This is a genomic window from Polaribacter sp. IC066 (assembly GCF_007997085.1).
Classification (GTDB): Bacteria; Bacteroidota; Bacteroidia; order Flavobacteriales; family Flavobacteriaceae; genus Polaribacter.
The window spans coordinates 51,063-72,315 of the sequence record NZ_VORR01000004.1 but is presented as its reverse complement, the minus strand read 5'-3'; the positions used below and the strand labels follow the sequence as shown (position 1 = coordinate 72,315).

Genomic DNA, 21,253 nt, shown 5'->3' with positions numbered 1-21,253 from the left:
AAATGGCTCAATCTTTTTGAGTCATTTTTTATTTACTTTATTTATTTTAGCCAAATGAGTTTGTTAGCATCAAAATCTCCAGTATATGCCACTCTTAAAAGTTTAGGAGCATTGTATTTGTTTATATTATTCGGGCTTTTTTTAGATAGTTTCTATATGTTAGAGATTACTAAAGATGCGCAATTTTATGCAAATAGTAGCATGTTTATTGGGTTTGCGATCACCTTTTTTTACGTAAACAAACGCATAAAGGAACAAATGATTTATGCCGTGCTTATCGGTGTTATAGGAGAATATTTGTTTTCAGTGGCTATGGGTATGTACACTTATAGATTAGAAAATGTGCCACATTACGTGCCTCCTGGTCATGCTTTGGTATATGTTGCCGTTTTATATTTTTCAAGAGCAAAATCAATTATAAAACATCGCATAAAATTAGAGAAAGTGCTCGCAATTTTTATTTTTATTTATGCAGCTGTTTTTTTAATTCTTAAAAATGATGTTTTTGGTTTTGTGATGACCATTGCCACCTTATTTATTTTAAGAAACAAACCAAGAGAGCGTCTTTTTTATTTAACGATGTATATTTCTGTTGCTTATTTAGAAATTATTGGCACCAATTATTTATGTTGGAAATGGCCCGCAACAGCTTGGGGAGTTTTCGGTTTTTTACCAAGCCATAATCCGCCAAGCGGTATTAGTTTTTTTTACTTTTTATTAGATTTAGGTACATTATGGTTTTATAAAAAGCGTCATAAAATAGCCTGGTCACGAATGAAAAATATTCGGAAGATTAGATTACTAACAACAAAAGCCTAAACTAAATAAGATTAAATTACGTTATCATCGTATTAGATACCTATCGAAGTCTTTCGTGTTTGATTAAGAAAAGCGTTTTAAAACCTAAAAAATATCAACATATAATATGTCCATAAAAGTGTCAGCTGTTAGTAAAATTTATAATACTCAAAAAGTATTGTCAAATATTTCTTTTTCTGCGGATAAAGGACAAATAATCGGTTTTTTAGGGCCCAATGGCGCAGGGAAATCTACCATGATGAAAATCTTAACAGGGTTTATAAAACCAAATGAAGGTGAAGTTTTTGTTGATGAAATAGATGTATTGCAAAATACGATAGAAGCTAAAAGAATTATTGGGTATTTGCCAGAACATAATCCGTTGTATAAAGACATGTATGTGCGCGAATATTTGCAGTTTCAGGCTTCGATTTATAAGGTTGATAAAAGTCAAATTGAGAATTGTATTAAAAAAGTAGGGTTAAAGGCAGAAGCTCACAAAAAAATACACCAACTATCTAAAGGGTATCAGCAAAGAGTTGGTTTAGCTGCGGCTATATTGCATAATCCAACCGTTTTAATTTTAGATGAACCCACAACGGGTTTAGATCCGAATCAATTAGTAGAAATTAGGGAATTAATCAAAGAATTAGGAAAAGAAAAAACAGTTTTATTTTCTACACATATTATGCAAGAAGTAGAAGCGGTTTGCGATCGCGTAATCATCATAAAAAAAGGTGAGATTTTGGTTGATAAAAAACTTTCTGAACTCCAAAATAAGCAACAACAAATTATAGAAGTTACTTTTAACGTTTCTGTTGATAAAAAAATATTCAGTCAATTTCAATATTTGTTATCAACGATCAATATCACAGAAAATACTTGGCAATTGACTTTTAATTCAGAGGAAGATATGCGTTCTAAAATATTCGACTTTGCACAAGAAAACAATTTAAAAATTTTAGGATTAACGGCGCAAACTAAAAATTTAGAGACGCTTTTTAGGGAGGTAACTTCTTGATTTTTTTCTACAAGGTTTTAAAAAACTTGTTGGTATAATTATGTTTTAAAAAATTGTTAATTGCAATATGTTAATTTTACAATACCTACAAGGTTGAAAAAAAAACTTGCAGGATAGCATGCATGATCTATTAAAAAAGCCTCTACAATTTTAAATTGTAGAGGCTTTTAACTTTAATACTTTATAAATATTATTCAGACAAATACTGATACGCTTCTAAAAGTGTTTTAAAAACTAGTTCACTGCCAGCATCTTTCAATTCTTGTTCAGAATAGTGCGTTAGAATTCCGATAGGAACCATTCCTGCTAATTTAGCTGCTGTTGTGCCAGTTAGGCTATCTTCAAAAACCCAAATAGTTTTAAAATCATCTTCTTTAAAACCTAAAGCACTTGCTAAAGTAATATATGCTTCTGGAGAGGGTTTTGGTTTCTCATAATCTTGAAGACCAAAAACGGTTGTAAAGTCTAAATTTAAATGATGAATACTATTCTTTAAAAATTGCTTTGTAGCATTACTTGCTACTCCGTTAGGAATATTTTTACCATTTAAAAAAGCAACAATTTCATGCACTCCTGGCAATAATTTTGGTGTCTTAAAATATAGATCTAAATGTTTATCTTTTAGAAAAAATAATTCTTCTGTTTGATCTTCTTTTTCAATAACACCACAAAAATAGTTCGCAATCACCATTGGCGATTTTCCTGAAAGACTTCTAGGAAATGCGGCAATCGGTTCTCCAAATAATTCTTGGAAAGCCGACGACCATGCACTATTATGACTTTCAGCGCTATCTACAACTACGCCGTCAAAATCAAATAATACTCCTTTAGGAATCACTTTTGTTGTTTTATGCATTAAATAATTTTGTTAAATACGGATTTAAAAATTTATCAGTAGGATCCATTTTTTGTCTTAACACTTTAAAATCTTCCCATTTCGCATAAATTTTAGTCAATTGGTTATTTTTGGCAGCAAAACGTTTCCCCCAGTGAGGTTTCCCACCGTATTTTAAAAATATTTTTTCAATACTTTTAAACGCTTCATAGCTATCTGCGGTAGCTGCGTTTCTAGAAACACAACCCATCGTAACCATATCTTCTTTATAAGCGTAACTTAACCAAGAGTTATCTTTTTGAATAAAACGAACATCCATCGGTATATGAATAAACGATTTATTAGACCATTTATTAATTTCCGTTTTTAACTCTTCAAAAACCTGTGGAAATTTATTCAAGCCAATAGTCCATTCTGCTAATTCTATCACAGAACCTCTAGATTTGGTAACGGTTGCTTGGTATAAAGACCCTTTATGTTCTTTGGTAGAACTAAAAAATGCTTTGTGTATAATTTTGTTTGCAATCGCCGTAATCCAAGGATATACGTGTGAATATTTATATAAAATTTTAGATGCTGTTCTTCTGTGTTTTAAATATGCAGGACCTAAATCTTCCTTTATTTCTGTATCAGGATCAATTTTATCACCCGTAATTACATACCCATGATCTGTGTGAGGCATCCAAAGAATTCTTAAAAAATCGTGTTTTTTTAATCTGTCATTAATTTTTGGCAACCATTCAGAATCATTTTCCGGAAATTCCTTCACATGCAACGTGTATATAGGCTCACATTTAAAAGTAACGGTAGACATGATTCCTAAAGCTCCCAAAGAAACTCTTATTGCATCCATCATTTCTTCGCCTTCTGTAATGGTTTTCAAAGATCCGTCTGCTAATACTATTGTACAGCTTGTCATGTATTCACACAATAACTTTCCACTAGTTCCATGTGTTCCAGTAGCTAATGCGCCACCAATAGTAATTGTATTAATATCTGGCAAACAAGGAATACACCAACCTTTTGCTTCAATTGCTTCTAATAAATCGCCTAAAATTAGTCCTGATTGTACGGTAACCGTGTGTTCAGAATCGTTGTAAGATATTATTTTGTTGTACGTCGTAATATCAATTAATGTTTCTATACCTGCAGCGATATCTGCTGAAGATTGCTTGGTGCCAAAAAAGCGGATTTTATCAGCTTTCGAAACAACATCTTGCAGTTCTTGTTCGTTCTCAATGCGGTAAAGATTTTTGTAATCGTAGATAAGGTTCTCATTCCAACTTACCCACGTTCCATTTTTTTCTTGTATCATTCTATGTTTTCAACTGTTTTAAACTAAGGTACAAAAATAAGAATAATTCTTTTTTTCTGTATTTGCTTTTTGGCAATCTTAATTATTAAGAATGAGTTTAATTTAAGTTATAAGTGTAAGGTTTCTAAAATTATGGTTTAACTTATATTTTTTTGTCAACGCTAGTTTTCTTAAAAACTTATTTTAATTTAATTCAGCTTAAAATTAATTTGCTGTTTCTCTAAAGTAGCCAAGAATTCATTAGACACCTTAATTTTTGTATTTCTACTTGGCAAACTTACTTCAATTTTTTCTTTCGCATCCCAAACTGTAAAGTTTAGAGATTGATTTCCAGGATTGTTTTTTAAAATTGTTTCTAAATTTAGTATTGTATTTTCTTTAATTTCTTGTAGTTGTATCTTAATAGTGATTTTTTTACAGAGTTCATCCATAATATCATGCAATAGTTTCATTTCTGTAAACTTCAATCTTGGTTCCCCAACAACACCTTCTTTGCTGGTCCAGCCAGCTTGTATGGTTGCGCGCACAAACAAGAAAGAATTCGGAACTAAAAAGTGTTTCAACCTTAAATATTCTTCGCCAAAAATTCTAAATTCGTTGCTATCACTATAATCTTCAATGGTAAACATTGCCCAACCCTTACCTGCTTTAGAAACCCTGTGTTGCACATCAGAAATAATGCCTGCAAAAGACAAATTCATATTGATGTATTTTGATAAATCGTCTTTAAAATGTCTTAAAGAAGCGTTACAAAAAATCATTTCATTTTTAAAATCATCTAGCGGGTGCGCAGAAATATAAATTCCGATAACTTCTTTTTCTTGGGATAAAAGCTCCATAGTTCCCCAAGTTTCACATTCAGGAATGTCTGGTTCTGGAAACTGCACGGTTGAAGCTTCGCCAAACATAGAAACCTGTGCAGAGTTTTCGTTTTCTTGGTATTTACTACCAAATTTCATGGCACGTTCTAAAAAAGTCAACCCTTTTTCGTCTGTATGAAAATATTGCGCTCTGTGCGTATCTGCAAAAGAATCGAAAGCACCTGCTTTTATCAAACTATCAAAAGATTTTTTGTTAGCAGCACGCAAATCTACACGTTTTGCTAAATCAAAAATTGAGGCATAATTTCCGTTTTCTTCACGTTCTTTAATAATAGCTCTTACTGCGCCGGCACCAACTCCTTTTACAGCAGCCATTCCAAAACGCACAGCGCCATCACCGTTTACAGAGAATTTTAAAAAAGATTCATTTAAATCTGGACCAAAAACGGGTAATCCCATTCGTTTACATTCTTCCATAAAGAAAGATACCGATTTAATATCATTCATATTGTTAGAAAGCACAGAAGCCATGTATTCTGCTGGATAATGTGCTTTTAAGTAGGCTGTTTGATACGCAATCCAAGCATAACACGTAGAGTGAGATTTGTTAAACGCATAACTAGCAAAGGCTTCCCAGTCTTTCCATATTTTCTCTAATTTTTCTGCATCATGACCATTTGTAGCGGCTTGCTCTATAAATTTTGGTTTCATTTTATCAAGAACCGAAATTTGTTTTTTACCCATTGCTTTTCTTAAAACATCGGCCTCACCTTTGGTAAAATTTGCCAGTTTTTGAGAGAGTAACATTACTTGCTCTTGGTAAACTGTAATTCCGTAGGTTTCTGCCAAATATTCTTCCATGGCAGGTAAATCGTACTCAATATCTTCCGTTCCGTGTTTTCTGTTGATAAAACTCGGAATATATTCCATAGGTCCCGGTCTGTACAAGGCATTCATGGCAATTAAATCGGCAAAAACAGTCGGTTTTAAAGAACGCATATGCTTCTGCATTCCGGGAGATTCATACTGAAAAATACCAACAGTTTCTCCTTTTTGGAACAACTCGTATGTCTTTTCATCATCTAACGGGAAACTATCTGGATCTAGATCAACATTATGCCTAGCCTTTACAATTTTAACAGTGTCTTTAATTAAAGTCAGTGTTTTTAATCCCAAGAAATCCATTTTTAACAAACCTGCAGATTCTACCACAGAGTTATCAAATTGGGTTACATACATGTCAGAATCTTTTGCCAAAGCAACCGGAACATAATTGGTAATATCGCCCGGTGTAATAATAACCCCACAGGCATGGATACCTGTGTTTCTTACAGAACCTTCTAAAATGGTAGCCTTATTAATCGTTTCAGAAACCAAATCGTTTCCAAAAGACATGTGTCTTAATTCTTCAATTAATTGTTTTTCTTCAGCTCTTAAGCCCGCAACTTTTCCTTTGCTTTTTGCATCATCACTAAAAATATTTTTTAGTTTGATGTTGGGTATTAATTTTGCAATTCTATCTGCCTCAAACAGTGGTAAATCTAAAACTCTGGCAGTATCTCTAATAGATGATTTTGCCGCCATGGTTCCGTAGGTAATAATTTGCGCAACCTGATTGGCACCATATTTATTAATTACATACTCCATCACTCGACCTCGACCTTCATCATCAAAATCAATATCGATATCGGGCATTGAAACACGTTCTGGATTTAAAAAACGCTCAAAAAGTAAATCGTATAGAATAGGATCAATATTTGTAATCCACAAACAATAAGCAACTACAGAACCTGCAGCAGAGCCACGACCGGGACCTACAGCAACATCCATATTTCTGGCTTCGCGAATAAAATCCTCTACAATTAAGAAATAACCAGGATAGCCTGTTTTTTCAATAACCGATAATTCAAAATCTAAACGTTCTTTAATAGATTCCGTAATCTCGCCATATCGTTTTTTTGCCCCTACAAAAGTTAAGTGTTTTAAGAAATTATTTTCTCCACGTTTTCCTTTATCGGCTTCATCAGCGATATCTTTAAATTCGTCGGGAATATCAAAAGCAGGCAATAATACATCTCTTGCTAGTGTAAAAATTTCAATTTTATCAACAATTTCTTGAATGTTGGTAATCGCCTCTGGCAAATCTGCAAAGAGCGTTTTCATTTCATCCGAAGACTTAAAATAATACTCGTCATTTGGCAAGCCATAACGATAACCACGGCCTTTCCCAATTGGGGTTGCTTGCTTTTCGCCATCCTTTACACATAGCAAAATATCGTGTGCATTGGCATCTTTTTTCTCTAAATAGAAGGTGTTGTTGGTGGCAATAATCTTAACATCATGATTTTTAGAAAACTTTAATAAAGTTTCATTTACAATGTTTTCGTCTTGTTGATCATGACGCATTAGCTCAATATAAAAATCATCTTTAAATTGTTCTTTCCACCAAATTAGAGCCTCTTCTGCTTGTTTTTCTCCAAGATTTAGAATTTTACTGGGTACTTCACCATATAAATTTCCTGTTAAAACAATAATATCTTCTTTGTATTGTTTGATGATTTCTCTATCGATTCTAGGCACATAGTAAAAACCATCTACAAAAGCAATCGAAGACATTTTTGCTAAATTGTGATATCCTTTTTTATTTTTTGCCAACAAAACAACTTGATAACCGTTGTCTTTTACAGACTTGTTTTTATGATCGCCACAGACATTAAACTCACAACCAACAATAGGTTTCATCGGTGTTGCAGCTGTTTTATTATGATTTAAAATAGCGCTTACAAAATGGAACGAAGCCATCATGTTGGCAGTATCTGTCATCGCAACTGCGGGCATATTATCTTTTGCTGCCGCGGCTACAATATGACCAATTTGCATGGTAGATTGTAAAACAGAATATTGCGTATGATTGTGTAAATGTGAAAATTGTACGTCTTTTAATTCTGCTAAACCATCAGAGGTAGATTTGGTAGAAACGGTATCTTTTAATTTGTCAAGACGCTTTCTAATTTTATCACTTTCTTTTTTTAGGTTGATGTGTTTTAGACCAATAACCTGAATTGGTTTGGGATTTGTTTCCGAGAAATTCTTGAAATAATCTGCATCAACATCTAATTGCTCCTTGGTAAACTCTCTAATACGAATTAACTCTAAAAAACAACGCGTTGTTGCCTCAACATCGGCAGTTGCATTATGCGCATCGCCAAAACCAGCGCCAAATAAATGATTGTGTAATTCTGTTAAGGTTGGTAATTTAAATTTGCCACCACGACCTCCAGGAATCTGGCACATTAATGCCGTTTTCTCGGTACAGGTATCTAAAATTGGCAAAGAAGTCATCTTATTTTCAACGCCTAACCGATGAAATTCACAACCCATAATATTGAGGTCGAAATTTAAATTCTGACCCACAATAAACTTGGTTTTACCTAAAACTTCATTAAATAAGCGTAAACATTCGTTTAGAGAAATTCCGTCTTTTTCTGCTAGTTCTGTAGAAATTCCGTGGATTCTTTCGGCGTCATACGGAATATTATAACCCTCTGGTTTGATAAGGAAATCGTTGTGCTCTAAAACATTTCCCATATCATCATGCAATTGCCAAGCAATTTGCACACATCTTGGCCAGTTATCTGTATTTGTTATAGGGGCGTTCCAGCTTTTAGGTAAACCTGTGGTTTCTGTATCAAAAATTAAGTACATTCTTGGCGTTTTTTGGATGTGTTTAAATCGAATGTAAATTTAAAGATTTGCTATCGAAACAGAACGGAATATTGGCATCTTTTATCAACATAAAAGAATTTTTTTAATGGAAATAATAAGATTACTAGTTGTTTTTTTTCTTCGTTCTTCTTGGTTCTATTTAGATTTTTGCTTTTAATTTTGGAGATGTTAATCAGTTTTTTAATATTAATAAACTTTTAAATTAAGATTAAATCTGTATCAATGTTAATATTTAACATAGGCAAAGGAGCCTCTAGGTCTAGTTTTGGTGCTTATATAAACGAACGTATCTTATGAAATTATCAGTAGTAAAAATTCGTGTAACCTTTAGTATGATGATAACCTTTGGTTTCTTATTTTTAAGTACTCATCAATCTTTTGGGCAAGCAACAAATGCTTCTATAAAAGGAACCATAACAGATAGTAGTGGGGTTCCTTTAATGGGGGCAACGATTATTGTTAAAAATACTTCGACAGGATTTACTTCGGGATCTATAACCAATGAAACGGGCAGTTACAAAATTCAGCAATTACCTCTAGGAGGTCCTTACATTGTAACTGCTAAATATTTAGGATTTAAAGAGGTGGTTCAAAAAGGATTTTCGTTAAATTTAAGTGATATTATAACGGTTGATTATATTTTACGAGAATCCGCAACTTCTTTAAGTGAAGTTATTATTTCGACGAATAGTATTTCAAAACGTATTCAGCAATTAGGAGCTTCTACAAAAATTGGAGAAGGTCAAATTAAAAACTTACCAACAGAGGGAAGAAACTTTACAAGACTTACAAGTTTATCTCCATTACAAGGAGCGGGAAGTCTTAATTTAGGAGGCCAAAGAAGAACTTCTACAAATGTAACTATTGATGGTGTTAACTTTAGAAATACACTTACAGCAGGAGAAATTGGAAGAGGACCTTATACGATTTCTCAAGAAGCTATTCGAGAGTTTGAGGTTTCTACAAATGATTACGATGTAACACAAGGACGCCAAGGAGGTGGGTCTATTACTTCCGTGACAAAATCTGGAACGAATGAATTTGAAGGAAGTACCTTTTTTTACCATAGAGCAGATGATCTTCAAAGTCAATTTACAATTCAAGGAGAAGATAGAGAAGCAGATTTCTATAATTCGCAATATGGTTTAAGTTTAGGAGGTCCCATAATTAAAGATAAATTACATTTTTTCTTAGTGTATGAAAGGCAAGATGCAGGAGATCCTCAATTCATTGCAAATATTCAGAATGATAATGATGCGAATCGCTTACGGATTTCGGAAGAAAGTTTAAGTCGTTTTTTACAAATAGGGAGAGATAAATATGGTGTAAGTAATTCGCAACAAATCGGTCAGTTTGATAGAGTTACCGAAGCTAATAATCTTTTTTTAAGAGTAGACTGGCAAATTAACGATAAACACAGATTAACATTTAGAAACTTGTATAATAAATGGGAAAACCCTTTTAGTGTTAGTGATAATTCTAACATTGAAATAGCAGAATCGTATTCAGATTTTGAATCTTATGAAAATAGTATGTTTCTTTCTTTGCGTTCTGTCTTTTCATCTAATATTACGAATGAATTTAAACTACAGTATCAGCGAGCCGATCGTCTTTTTAGTCCTAACTCAGAATTGCCGTCACAAAACATTTCAAGGGCAATTGTGCAAGTAGAATCTATTTTGCCTAATGGTAACAATAGCAATAGAAGTGTGCAATTAGGAGGACAGCGTTATACGCCAGAAACTAATTTAGAAAATCAAATACAGATTTCAAATACATTATATCTTACTTCTGGTAAATTCAATTTTACTTTCGGAACAGATAATTTAATAACGACTTTAGAAACACAATTATCTAATGAACAAAATGGCCGTTTTTTCTTTGATTCTTTGGATGATTTTGACAATTTGAATGCTGCTAGATATGCTCGTGAAGTGCCGTTACAGGGTTCTACTTTGGTGAAACAAACTGTTTTAGATCTATCGCTTTTTGGTCAAGTAGAGTTTGATATACATCCAAATTTAAATTTTGTAGCAGGCATACGCTATGACGCAACAGCGTTTTTGGATGCAGCAGAATTTAATCCTTTAGTGTATCAAGAATTAGGAATTCGTACAGATGAAAAACCAGAAGATTTTGATAATATTCAACCTAGGTTTCAATTAACATGGAATATTAAAGGTAACGATACTGATATTTTGAAAATTGGTGGAGGTGTGTTTAGTTCACAGCCACATTATTATGCACAAGTAAATAATATTCAGAATAGTGGAACCCTGTTAGGTGCTATTGATGTTACAGGAGCCGATGTTCCTACACCAGATTTTATAGGATATAGAAACGACCCAAGCACGGTGCCTGGAGTACCAGCGGGTGTTACGCCTTTTTCTACAATAAATGCTGTGAGTCCAGATTTTGAAGTACCTACAATTTATAAAGCAAATATTAATTATACACATTTTTTTGGAAATAGATATAGTTTAGGCTTGAATGCTGTTTTTAGTCACACTAAAAATAACTACGTGTACCAAGAAACTAATTTAGTTGCAGAACCCTATTTTGTTACACCACAAGGCAGAGAAGTTTTTGTGCCTGCGAATACTATTGCAGCAAATGGTCGCACAGATTGGAGGGCGTCTAGAGTTTCAAATTTAGTGGGTAGAACTTTGGTTTTAAATTCTGACGGTATTTTAGACAACCTAGCTTTGGTTTTAGAGGGTTCTGCCAAAATAGGAGAAGATGGTTATGTAAATGCTAGTTTTACGGTAAACCAATCAAAAGATAATTCGTCTTATAATTGTTGTGTTGCTAATACGTCTACATTTCTGCCGGTTAGCGGAGATCCTAGAGATTTAAATTATGGGTATTCAGATAATCATTTTGATACTAAAATTGTAGTGAACGGAGCAAGTCCAACTTGGAGAGGATTTACTTTAGGAGCAACAATTATAGGCACAGGTGGTACAAGGTATTCTCTAAAATCTGGCGGGAATAAAAGTGCAAACGGAGATTATAACTTGAGCAATGAAATTGCTTATATTTTTGATCCAAGTGAGGCAAACACACCAGAATATATTAAAGATGGTTATCAAGAAGTCTTAAATGATCCAGAAACTTCACAGGGTTTTAAAGAGTATTTAAAAGAAAGTTATGGAGGATTTGCAGAGAGAAATGGAGGTAAAAATCCTTTTAATGCAATAGTAGATCTTCGTATTCAGAAGAGTTTTAATGTATCTAAAGATGCACATGCTTTAGCGCTTTCTGTAGATGTTTTTAATTTTATGAATTTATTAAATAAAGAATGGGGACGCAGCTACAACTTTGGAAATAGAGATTTTATGAATATTGATGGTTTCGACCAAGCTACAAATAGTTATCAATATAATGTGCAAAAAGGGGCAGGTACAGAACCTATAAACGGCACTCCTTGGAGATTGCAAGTTGGAGTAAGGTATTCGTTTAATTAATTTTATTTATTCTTGTTTGATAAAAGACGCAAGATTGCTTTCCTTTTAGAAGCAAGAACCAAGATTTGATCCTAACTATTGGAAAAATGCACATAACTTGAAATAAAACTGTCTACTTTATCTCTATGAAATTATTTTCAAAAAAGTAAGGTGTAACTTTAAAAAAAAACAAGTGTAATCCTTTTATTTTAAGGTGTTTTATGAACCTATACTATTTTTAATCGGACACTAATGAATTTTTTTAATTGTTTGAGGTTTGATATTCCTTTATCAAGTATCAAGTCCTTCGGATAAAAGTTTTCTTTCAAAAAAAAAGTAATCATTTACAAATATTAATATCAAAAATTAAAAAAGGAATACAAATGAAAAAAACATATTTATGGGTAGTATTTATATTTATTGGTTTTCAAAAGATGAAAGCTCAAGAAAAATCAGTCTCAAAACATGTTATCTTAATTTCTGTGGATGGTTTTCGTCCTGATTTTTATCAAGAAGCAAAATGGCCAGTACCAAATCTGAAAAATATGACAAAAGAGGGTGTAAGTGCAAATGGTGTAAGAGGAGTTTTTCCTTCTGTAACGTATCCTTCACATACCACGCTTATTACTGGAGCTTTTCCTGCAACTCACGGAATTTATTATAATAGTCCATTTGAAACAAAAGGGCAAACAGGAAAATGGTATTGGGAAAGTAATTTAATACAGACCGAAACTCTTTGGGGTGCAGTTAGAAAAGCGGGTAAAAAAAGTGCGAGTCTTATTTGGCCTGTTTCTGTTGGAGCGCCGGTAGATTATAATATTCCAGAAGTTTGGACTTTAGATAAAAGTTATGGTAGAATAGCTCCGATGCGAGAGCATCAAACACCAAAAGGACTTTTAGAAGAAATGGAAACTGAAGTTTTAGGTAAGATGAATATCGCTACTTTTAATGGAGATAATTTAAGTAGAGAAGATCGTACAGGAGAAATGGCAGGGTATATTTTAGGAAAGTATAAACCGAATTTAATGACAATACACTTAATAGCTACAGATCATTTTCAACATGAACAAGGTAGAAACGGTAAAAAAGTACATACGGCAATTGCAGCAGTAGATCGGGCAATCGGAAAAATTATGGAAGCTGCAGAACAATCTAATATATTAGATAAAACTACTTTTATAATTACAGGAGATCATGGTTTTGTAGACATACATTCTGCTTTAAACCCAAATATTTGGTTAGTAGAAGAAGGTTTAATGGAAGCAAAAGAGAATAGAGGAAATTGGAAAGCAACATTTCATACCCAAGGAGCATCCGCTTTTTTACATTTAAAAGATCAAAATGATTTAAAAACACTTACCAAAATTAGAGAAAAACTAAAGAATCTTCCAAATTCTGTTAAAAAACTTTTTCGTGTAGTAGAAAAAAACGAGTTAGATAGCATTGGTGCAGATCCTACTGTTGTATTGGCTTTAAATCCGATACCGGGAGTTGCAATGTCTGGGGCTGTTTCAGGAGCAGTTGTAACAAAAAGAACAGGCGGTACACATGGTTATTTTCCAGATTTTCATCAAATAGAAACCGGTTTTGTTGCTTGGGGAGCCGGAATTTCTGAAGGTAAGATAATTTCAAAAATGGGCATAGAAGATATAGCACCAATTATAAGTGCACTTCTTCATCTTAATTTTAAGACTAAAGATGGTATTTTATATCCCGGAATTTTAAAAGACTAACTATTTCTTTTTTGTAATACAGAAGACACAGTTTGACGGGTGACCCCAATAAGGTCACCCATATCTTTTTTTGATAATACATCAAAAAGAATATAAGAACACCCTTTTGTGTCTGTAATGGGAATATCATAGTATTTTTGAAGAGCGGCTATTCGCTCTTCTATTTGTTTTTCTTTACTATTTTTGAGTTTTAGTTCAGCAGAGCACCATCTTTTTACAAGATAAGAAATAAACCAATTTGTAATAATTGGATTTGTCACGATGGTTGTTTTAAAAAAATCTAAATCGTACAACCTAATTTTACTATTGACCAATGCTTTCGCATATTCTTGAAATTGACCATTTAGGTATTTAAAGTTGCCAAAGAATTCAGTAGCTGGTAAAACTTCGTAAACAAAACTTTCTCCATCATCTGCATAACCGCCGAGCTTTACAGCGCCACAGATAACTTCATAAATGTAGTTTTTTTTATTTAGAGGTAAATAAATATACTCATTTTTTTTAACCTCGATTTCTAGAATCTGTTGTTTTTCATAAGGTGTTTCTGAAGTTTTTAGTGATAAAAAAAGATCGAACTTCTCAAAACCTTTATTAACAGGTCGAATAGTGTTATTCATGATAACTAGTTTAGCTCATAAAAATAGATGATTCGGTAAAAGTTTATGTTAAGCAATCATTATTTAACAAGTTAAGTTCTTGTAAACACTTTATGATAATTATTACTTTGTTTTCTCTGTTTTCCTCTGAAATTAAATAGTTATCTAATATAAGTTTCTTTTACTTATGAACAAAAAAAAGCTAAAAAATTAAGGATTGACTTTAAAAACGAACGTATGATTACTATTTATGATACCCATTAATTTAACATAGCTGTATATATTTTTTTTATCATTAGTGCAGTGATGGTCGTTTGAATATTTTGCTGCTGTTTTTCTGTTGTTTTTTGTGTTAAAAGAGCAATATGATTAAAGACACCGATTGTCCAAAGTTTGTCTCTACTAGCATCTATTTTACAGTATTGATACTTACAAGCATTTTATTCGCTACCATTTGGTACACATTATGGATACTGACAAGCAGTTCATGTACTAGCTGAATTATGTATATTGAAATCACTGTAATAGCGATAAGGCTTATTAAAATTAGAAAGAACCGTTTTAGAAATATTTTCATTTTATTAATTTCATTATGTACGTTAATAGGCTAATTTCGTAATAGTAATAGATTGCCCTTACCTTTATTTAAAACTACAGGTTAAATTTGTTGCATTTTATGCACTGTTTTAGTTAGTTATTTAAGTTGGTTCAATTTCAAATCTTAAAAGTTAAAACTGACATTCGTATGTAGCGAAATACCTTTCATTTTTATGCGATGTACTTTACTTTTTTAATCAAAATTGAACATCATAAAAGCAGTAGAATTCATATCTGAATATTCCTGTTTACTTTTTGTTAACCACACTATATTTCATCTCATAATGAATATTTTTCAACACGCTTATATGGTTTCATGGATCATAATCAATAGCAATAAAATCTGCAAATTTTCTATTTTTAATAGAAGTGATTTGATTCAGTTTTAACTGACAGCCACGCTTTGGTCTTTAGTTTAGGGAAACCAACAGTCGTAAAAACGTTATAATAAAAAGCGATAAAGCGTTTAAAGTGTTTTTAAAATTTGATGTGTTGCTTTTGGTTTTCATTTCTTTAGTGTAACATGAATTAATTATTTTTATGGTTTCGAACTTTTCTTTCTCAAAGCATGTCTTTTTTGATAGCTCAAATTTCTCCAAAGCCATTCTAATGGGCCGAAATAATAATGCTTAAGCCAAATAGGACTTGCAATTAACTGAAAAATCCAAATTGCAAATACAATGTACAAGAGTTCATGTCTTTGGAAAGTTCCAAATAGCCCAAAACCAGCACCAGTAAAAACAAACATCGCAATTACCGAATGCATTACATAATTAGTTAAAGCCATTTTACCAACTGCTCCGAGTGCTTTTTTTAGTTGTGATAAAATAGGTGATTTACAGAATAGCATTATCGCACCTATATGACCCATGGCAACGAATACACGACCTAAATCATAAGTGAGGTTAGATTTTGAAAAACTCAAAAACGAAAAGTTGTTGTCCATTATCATTAGAACTTCATAATAATTAACAATCAATCCTATGCCATAACCCACTCCCAGCATAATCCCATAAAAGCGATAGGATTTTACCGCCGACAATATTTTCAGTTTAAAAAAGGCAATACCTAAGAGCATCATGCTTAAAATATCCCAAACATCATACCGATATAAATAATACGTTTCAAAATGCATATTAATAGGTGCCAAAAAAGCAACCACCCCAAAATAATTTTTTTGCATATTTGAATTGTATTCAGCAATGGCTTCTGGTGAACGTTTTTTTTGTAATTCTTCCCATTTCACTTGAGCTGTTTTGAGGTCTTCGGTAAGTTCTTTTCCATCCGTTTTAAATTGTTCCGCCATAGCGACGTTTTCCATCAATTTGACATTAGCTTTATAATCGGCATAATTCCAAACAGTACCTGTAGAAAATAAAACTAGAGCAATAATAATTAACTTTTTAGGTGTCATATTTCTAAAGGAATACACCAAAAAACCCATAAGCGCATAATTGAATAAAATCTCTCCAGTCCAAACTAAAAGATAACCATGTATGATACCAAAAACTAAAAGCCAAGTTAGCCTTCTAAAATAAATATCTGCGGCCTTGATGCCAGCACCTTTCTTTTCCATACGGTCTAAAAGAATAAACATACCTGCTCCAAATAACAGTGAAAATAAAGCTCTCATCGTCCCTTCAAAAAGCATATTTGTGGTAATCCATGTGTATAGATCCCATCCTGTGGAGCCGCCTGATACAGTTGGGTCAGCATAGGCATCTGCCAAAGCCATTCCATTGATATTCATCAATAAAATACCGAAAAGAACGATGCCTCGCATCACGTCGATAGATTGAATACGATCGAGTGCTTTTAATGGGGTCAATGATGTTTGGGTTATTAGCATTTTTTTGTTGGTTGGGTTAATGATTAAAATTGATACTAACTAAATTTTAATGTGATTTAGAAATTAAAAAAACTTGAACCCAAACGTATCACAAAAAATTATACACTTTAGTTTTATTGAGTTGTATGGGCTTCTAATTTAATATCTAGTCAAAATTCTGTTAAGGCTAATTCTTTAACTTTAAGACAAGAGACTGTTGGGAATTGTTTTTTATAAATTTATGTTCTATAACCAGCAAATTCTAAAAATTAATCTTGAGAAGAATACGAGTAAGATTGCCTTATTAAATAAACCTATGCATTTTTTCATAACCATATATTTATTTTTTAAATGATACATTTATAATTGGCCTATAAATTACTTCAACTTCATTAGTAAATAAGAAAACATCAAAGCATTTGATTTTGCTCTTTGTTCATTGGTTGATGAACCTGCATGACCGCCTTCTGTATTTTCATAATAATAGGTTTTGTAACCCATAGCATTCATTTTAGCAACCATTTTACGCGCATGACCAGGATGCACTCTATCATCACGAGTAGAAGTTCCGAAGTAGACTTCTGGGTACTTCATTCCTTCTTTAAGGTTTTGATAAGGAGAATATTTTTTGATGTACTCCCATTCTTCAGGAATATCAGGATTCCCAAACTCGCCCATCCAACTTGCGCCTGCTAACAATTTATGATAGCGTTTCATGTCTAGTAAAGGCACTTCACAAACAATAGCATTGTATAAATCTGGTCGTTGTGTAAAAGCAACACCAACCAGCAAACCGCCATTGCTGCCGCCTAAAAGGCCTAAATGTTTCGGTGAGGTTACTTTTTTAGCGATTAAATCTTCAGAGACCGCATATAAATCGTCGTACACATTTTGTCGCTTTTCTTTGATACCATCTTGATGCCATTTAGGGCCAAATTCGCCACCGCCACGAAGATTTGCCATTACAAAAACACCGCCTTTCTCTAACCATGATACGCCAAAAGTTGGCGCATAAAAAGGGGTTAAAGAAACTTCAAAACCACCGTATGCATAGACTAAAGTCGGGTTAGAACCATCTTTTTTAATGCCTTTAGCAGAGACCATAAAATAAGGAATCATGGTACCGTCTTTTGAGGTTGCTTTGTATTGGTGCACTTCATATTTACTAGCATCAAAGTAAGCAGGTAAAGATTTGTATGCATTAAACGTATTATTACTTGCATCTGCAGTGTATAAGGTGCTTGGCGTAATAAAATTTTCGAAACTAAAGAAAAATTGATCTGTAAATGAGTTTGTATCTTTAATATAAATAGCGCCTAAATTGAGTGTATCTACTTTTTGATTTGACCATTTTCCGTTGCTAAATGAATAGATGTATAATTGACCAACTACATTTTTTAAAACGTTGACAAGAAGTTTGTTTTTGGTTTTTCGAATACCTAAAATACTTGAAAACTCATCTGGCACTAAAACTACTTCGATTTCTTTATTCCCTTTTAATAATTCGGTGAAATTGATGCTTAAAAGCGTTCCTGTTTTATAGGTTTTAGAATTTACTGTCCAATCAGATTTTAATTGAACAAGCATTTGATTCTTTAAAATACCATTTGTTTCAGCATCTTCAGGAATATCTAGTTGTATTAGTTTGTCATTTTTCCAAATAAAGGTGTTGCGTGCATAAAATGTTACACCTTTTCTAACAAGAGTATATTGTTTTGAACCATCGCGTGTAACGTAGCCTTGTACACTTACATCTGTAGAATCGCCTTCAAAAATAAGTTGTGCATCTTTTAGAAGCGTACCTCGTTTCCATACTTTTACTTGTCTTGGATACCCAGATGTTGTCATAGTACCTTCGCCAAAATCGGAAGTAACAATTAAAGTTTTATCATCAATATAGTTGGCACTACCTTTTGACTCCGCTATAAAAAACCCGTTTTCTACAAACTGTTTTTTGTTAATATCAAACTCTTTGGTAACAACCGCATCGCCGCCACCTTTAGAAAGTTTAACTAAAAAACGATTGAAATCAGGGTACAAACCACTAGCTCCTTTATACACCCATTTAATGTCATCTTTTTTTGAAAGTTCATCAATATCTAATAAGGTTTCCCACTTCGGATTTCCGTTCGTATAGCTTTCTAATGAGCATCTTCTCCAAATACCTCTTATATGGTCTTTATCTTTCCAAAAATTAAATACGTAGTTTCCATAAACATTTGGATACGCTATTTTTTCCTTAGAATTAAAAATTTCTAAACTTTGATCATAAATTTCTTGATAGTCTTTTTCAGAACTTAATTTATCTACCGTAGCTTTATTTTGAGTTTTTACAAATTCTAAAGCTTTTTTGCCATCAACTTCTTCTAGCCATATATATTTATCATCTTGGGCCTGCAAAATTTGATTTGTTCCAATAAGTGCTAAGAGTAATAAAATGTACTTTTTCATATTGCAGTTGGTTTTAGTTTTATAAAATGAGGTGTTGTGTTTTTTATGTTGATGTACTTAAATTGAAATTTTATCAGAAATTAAGTGCCATATTCTTTTTCTGATCCTTTTAACTGATTTTTAATTACTTTAATAAATAGGCATACACTTCCTGCTTAAAAGTTAAAGACGGTCTATAATATTAAACTTCAGTGCTCTTTAAAAGAGGTTGTAAATCAATTTGCATGCTGTCATATGAAATCCTTTCAAATGATTTTTTACATCTAATCAAAATATAATTTAAAATGCGTTAAATTTTACCGTGCGCTTTCAGAAGTTATTTTATCTCTTAAAGTGTTTTGACTTGTATCTGATTTTAGGGTTTCGGCTTTCATTTTCAAATCTTGTTCAATAAGGTTTCGACTAAAGTTATAGCGCCTAGTGGGCAATATTTTCAATAAGCAAAACCTCTAAAAGAACCTGTTTTGTCATTTCTCTTTAATTTCATACCATTTACCCGTCATATTTTCACTTACTAATGAGCAAGTGAATAATTGAAAACTTGCTAAACATATTATTTTTCTTTTCATATTGTTTTTATTAGTGAAACTCAATTTTGAAAAATAGCGAAGCTATAAATTCAAAATTGTAAGTTGAATCTGCTTGCTGTTAGGCGGGTCTAACTGTCCGGTAGGCAGGATAATCCCGCTTTATGTGCTGAACTTGTTTCAGTATTTAGCGGAATCTTGAGTTAAATATCCTGGCGCTCTGCGTCGAAATATTAAAAGGATATTCCTTTTTGATACCTCGATAGCTCCGCTTCGAGGTTGTTCATTCATATTTGGTTAGATTTTTTGGTTAAAAAACCCAAATACTATTTATAATTGAACACAACTTACTAGTAGTGCCTTGATAAAAGGCATAAAAACGTTTTGCCAAAAGACTTCACAAAAACACTTTTTACAACTAAATTTATTTTAGTTATTTATAACCATAAAATAAACCGAACAACGTAAAAATTATTGTTCGATCTATTGCAATCGCATTAAAAGGGTATATTATATTAGTTAGATAACGCTGCATTAAGCTCATAGAGATAAGACCAAGAACCATCAACAGCGCTCATCCATCGATCCATCATCTGATTCGCTTTTTTGTCGCCATTCACTTTTTTATAAATTTCAAATGGGCCATTTCTTTTCTCATCTTCATCTATGCCTGCATAACTTTTAAAGAAATCAGATACCATATAATCAGGGGCATCTTCACTGCCACCCATAAAACGATACCAATTCCCTCTTGGTTCACCTTCTTCAGAAATAATAGCTTCCGTTATTTCTTTAATAATTTCAGCAAATAAAACATTATTTTTAACTCTAAAAGAAGTAACCCAAGCGAGCTTTGTATCGGTATTTTCGCTCTTTTTACTCCATTCTGGCAGCGTTTTGGTAATATTATAATTAATTTTTTCAACATGTGGCGTAATAAAATTCATTGCGATGATGCTACATGACTTACTAGCCATATCTTCTTTGTCCATTTCAGCCCAATTTGGCATATTACCAGAAATGACATATACGTTTCCTTCACCCTGAAGCCTTGACCAAAAAGCCCAAGAATTTGTGCCTTCTTCCTTATTATAACATTCTTTCCATTTTTTAACACCTTCCATAAATTGAGCATTATGTCCTTGCTTTACTGTAATTTCTGATAAGGTAAGAAGTCCCTCGGTCATTTGTGCCATTGTCAAGAGCGGGAACATCAATAAAATAATAAATACTTTTTTCATACGTGTGTTTTTAAATTAATAATGTGTTTGTTATTTTTACACTTGCAAAGTATTTAAGATTTCTTTAACAATCAATCACATATTGATGTGGTTTTGTTGTTGCAAAAAATCTTCTAAAATATTTAATGGGATTGTAGCGTGAGAAATAACTACTTCGTGAAATTCTCGAATATTATATTCTTCTCCTAAATTCGTCTTTTGAAAGCGTAAATACGATTAAAGAAGATCTGAACCTAGCCAGATCTTCTTTGTTAAATTTTTACAGATTTTTTTTCGATAGTAGGTGAATTATCATCAGCTTTTCGCAGTCTTTTTTTA

General features: G+C 32.6%; 11 protein-coding genes. 4 read left to right on the top strand and 7 right to left on the bottom strand.

Features of this window, described 5'->3' with window-relative positions; translation table 11 throughout:
- Nucleotides 1-54: 54 nt before the first annotated feature.
- Together ES044_RS02120 and gldA are read left to right on the top strand one after the other, a co-directional pair.
- Nucleotides 55-819: a hypothetical protein gene (locus ES044_RS02120; protein ID WP_147119631.1), complete on the top strand. Its 765-nt coding sequence runs from the start codon at nt 55-57 to the stop codon at nt 817-819.
- A gap of 106 nt (nt 820-925) precedes the next feature.
- Nucleotides 926-1,819 (top strand): gliding motility-associated ABC transporter ATP-binding subunit GldA, encoded by an 894-nt coding sequence (gldA, locus tag ES044_RS02115; RefSeq protein ID WP_147119632.1) that lies wholly within the window; start codon nt 926-928, stop codon nt 1,817-1,819.
- Between the two features lie 190 nt (nt 1,820-2,009).
- Here the strand turns inward: gldA and ES044_RS02110 are convergent, their stop codons facing one another.
- From ES044_RS02110 to dnaE, 3 genes are all read right to left on the bottom strand, one after another.
- The gene (locus tag ES044_RS02110; protein ID WP_189663279.1) at nt 2,010-2,675 is read right to left on the bottom strand and encodes an HAD family hydrolase; all 666 of its coding nucleotides are present in this window, start codon (nt 2,673-2,675) and stop codon (nt 2,010-2,012) included.
- Nucleotides 2,668-3,969, bottom strand: a complete 1,302-nt coding sequence (locus ES044_RS02105) for a D-arabinono-1,4-lactone oxidase (RefSeq protein WP_147119633.1) — start codon at nt 3,967-3,969, stop codon at nt 2,668-2,670. Before ES044_RS02105 ends, ES044_RS02110 begins: the two co-directional genes overlap by 8 nt.
- A gap of 188 nt (nt 3,970-4,157) precedes the next feature.
- On the bottom strand, nt 4,158-8,495 hold the full coding sequence (gene dnaE / locus ES044_RS02100) for a DNA polymerase III subunit alpha (protein WP_147119634.1): 4,338 nt from the start codon (nt 8,493-8,495) through the stop codon (nt 4,158-4,160).
- A gap of 314 nt (nt 8,496-8,809) precedes the next feature.
- Between dnaE and ES044_RS02095 the strand changes: the two genes are divergently transcribed.
- Together ES044_RS02095 and ES044_RS02090 are read left to right on the top strand one after the other, a co-directional pair.
- Complete coding sequence (locus tag ES044_RS02095; RefSeq protein ID WP_147119635.1) at nt 8,810-11,983, top strand: TonB-dependent receptor; 3,174 nt, start codon at nt 8,810-8,812, stop codon at nt 11,981-11,983.
- Between the two features lie 362 nt (nt 11,984-12,345).
- The gene (locus tag ES044_RS02090; protein WP_147119636.1) at nt 12,346-13,695 is read left to right on the top strand and encodes an alkaline phosphatase family protein; all 1,350 of its coding nucleotides are present in this window, start codon (nt 12,346-12,348) and stop codon (nt 13,693-13,695) included.
- On the opposite strand, the gene ES044_RS02085 is transcribed toward ES044_RS02090, so the two are convergent.
- The 4 genes from ES044_RS02085 to ES044_RS02070 form a co-directional block, all read right to left on the bottom strand.
- The gene (locus ES044_RS02085; protein WP_147119637.1) at nt 13,692-14,312 is read right to left on the bottom strand and encodes a Crp/Fnr family transcriptional regulator; all 621 of its coding nucleotides are present in this window, start codon (nt 14,310-14,312) and stop codon (nt 13,692-13,694) included. The two genes, ES044_RS02090 and ES044_RS02085, sit on opposite strands and share 4 nt — an antisense overlap.
- A 1,114-nt stretch (nt 14,313-15,426) precedes the next feature.
- Complete coding sequence (locus ES044_RS02080) at nt 15,427-16,737, bottom strand: DUF418 domain-containing protein (protein ID WP_147119638.1); 1,311 nt, start codon at nt 16,735-16,737, stop codon at nt 15,427-15,429.
- A gap of 357 nt (nt 16,738-17,094) precedes the next feature.
- Nucleotides 17,095-19,167, bottom strand: coding sequence for a prolyl oligopeptidase family serine peptidase (locus ES044_RS02075; protein ID WP_147119639.1), 2,073 nt, complete (start codon nt 19,165-19,167; stop codon nt 17,095-17,097).
- Between the two features lie 1,042 nt (nt 19,168-20,209).
- On the bottom strand, nt 20,210-20,935 hold the full coding sequence (locus ES044_RS02070; RefSeq protein WP_147119640.1) for a hypothetical protein: 726 nt from the start codon (nt 20,933-20,935) through the stop codon (nt 20,210-20,212).
- Nucleotides 20,936-21,253: the final 318 nt, after the last annotated feature.

Coding starts and splice junctions, on each gene's coding strand:
- gldA (WP_147119632.1), top strand. CDS start 926: ATGTCCATAAAAGTGTCAGCTGTTAGTAAAATTTATAATACTCAAAAA.
- ES044_RS02070 (WP_147119640.1), bottom strand. CDS start 20,935: ATGAAAAAAGTATTTATTATTTTATTGATGTTCCCGCTCTTGACAATG.
- ES044_RS02080 (WP_147119638.1), bottom strand. CDS start 16,737: ATGCTAATAACCCAAACATCATTGACCCCATTAAAAGCACTCGATCGT.
- ES044_RS02110 (WP_189663279.1), bottom strand. CDS start 2,675: ATGCATAAAACAACAAAAGTGATTCCTAAAGGAGTATTATTTGATTTT.
- ES044_RS02075 (WP_147119639.1), bottom strand. CDS start 19,167: ATGAAAAAGTACATTTTATTACTCTTAGCACTTATTGGAACAAATCAA.
- ES044_RS02085 (WP_147119637.1), bottom strand. CDS start 14,312: ATGAATAACACTATTCGACCTGTTAATAAAGGTTTTGAGAAGTTCGAT.
- ES044_RS02120 (WP_147119631.1), top strand. CDS start 55: ATGAGTTTGTTAGCATCAAAATCTCCAGTATATGCCACTCTTAAAAGT.
- ES044_RS02095 (WP_147119635.1), top strand. CDS start 8,810: ATGAAATTATCAGTAGTAAAAATTCGTGTAACCTTTAGTATGATGATA.
- ES044_RS02090 (WP_147119636.1), top strand. CDS start 12,346: ATGAAAAAAACATATTTATGGGTAGTATTTATATTTATTGGTTTTCAA.
- dnaE (WP_147119634.1), bottom strand. CDS start 8,495: ATGTACTTAATTTTTGATACAGAAACCACAGGTTTACCTAAAAGCTGG.
- ES044_RS02105 (WP_147119633.1), bottom strand. CDS start 3,969: ATGATACAAGAAAAAAATGGAACGTGGGTAAGTTGGAATGAGAACCTT.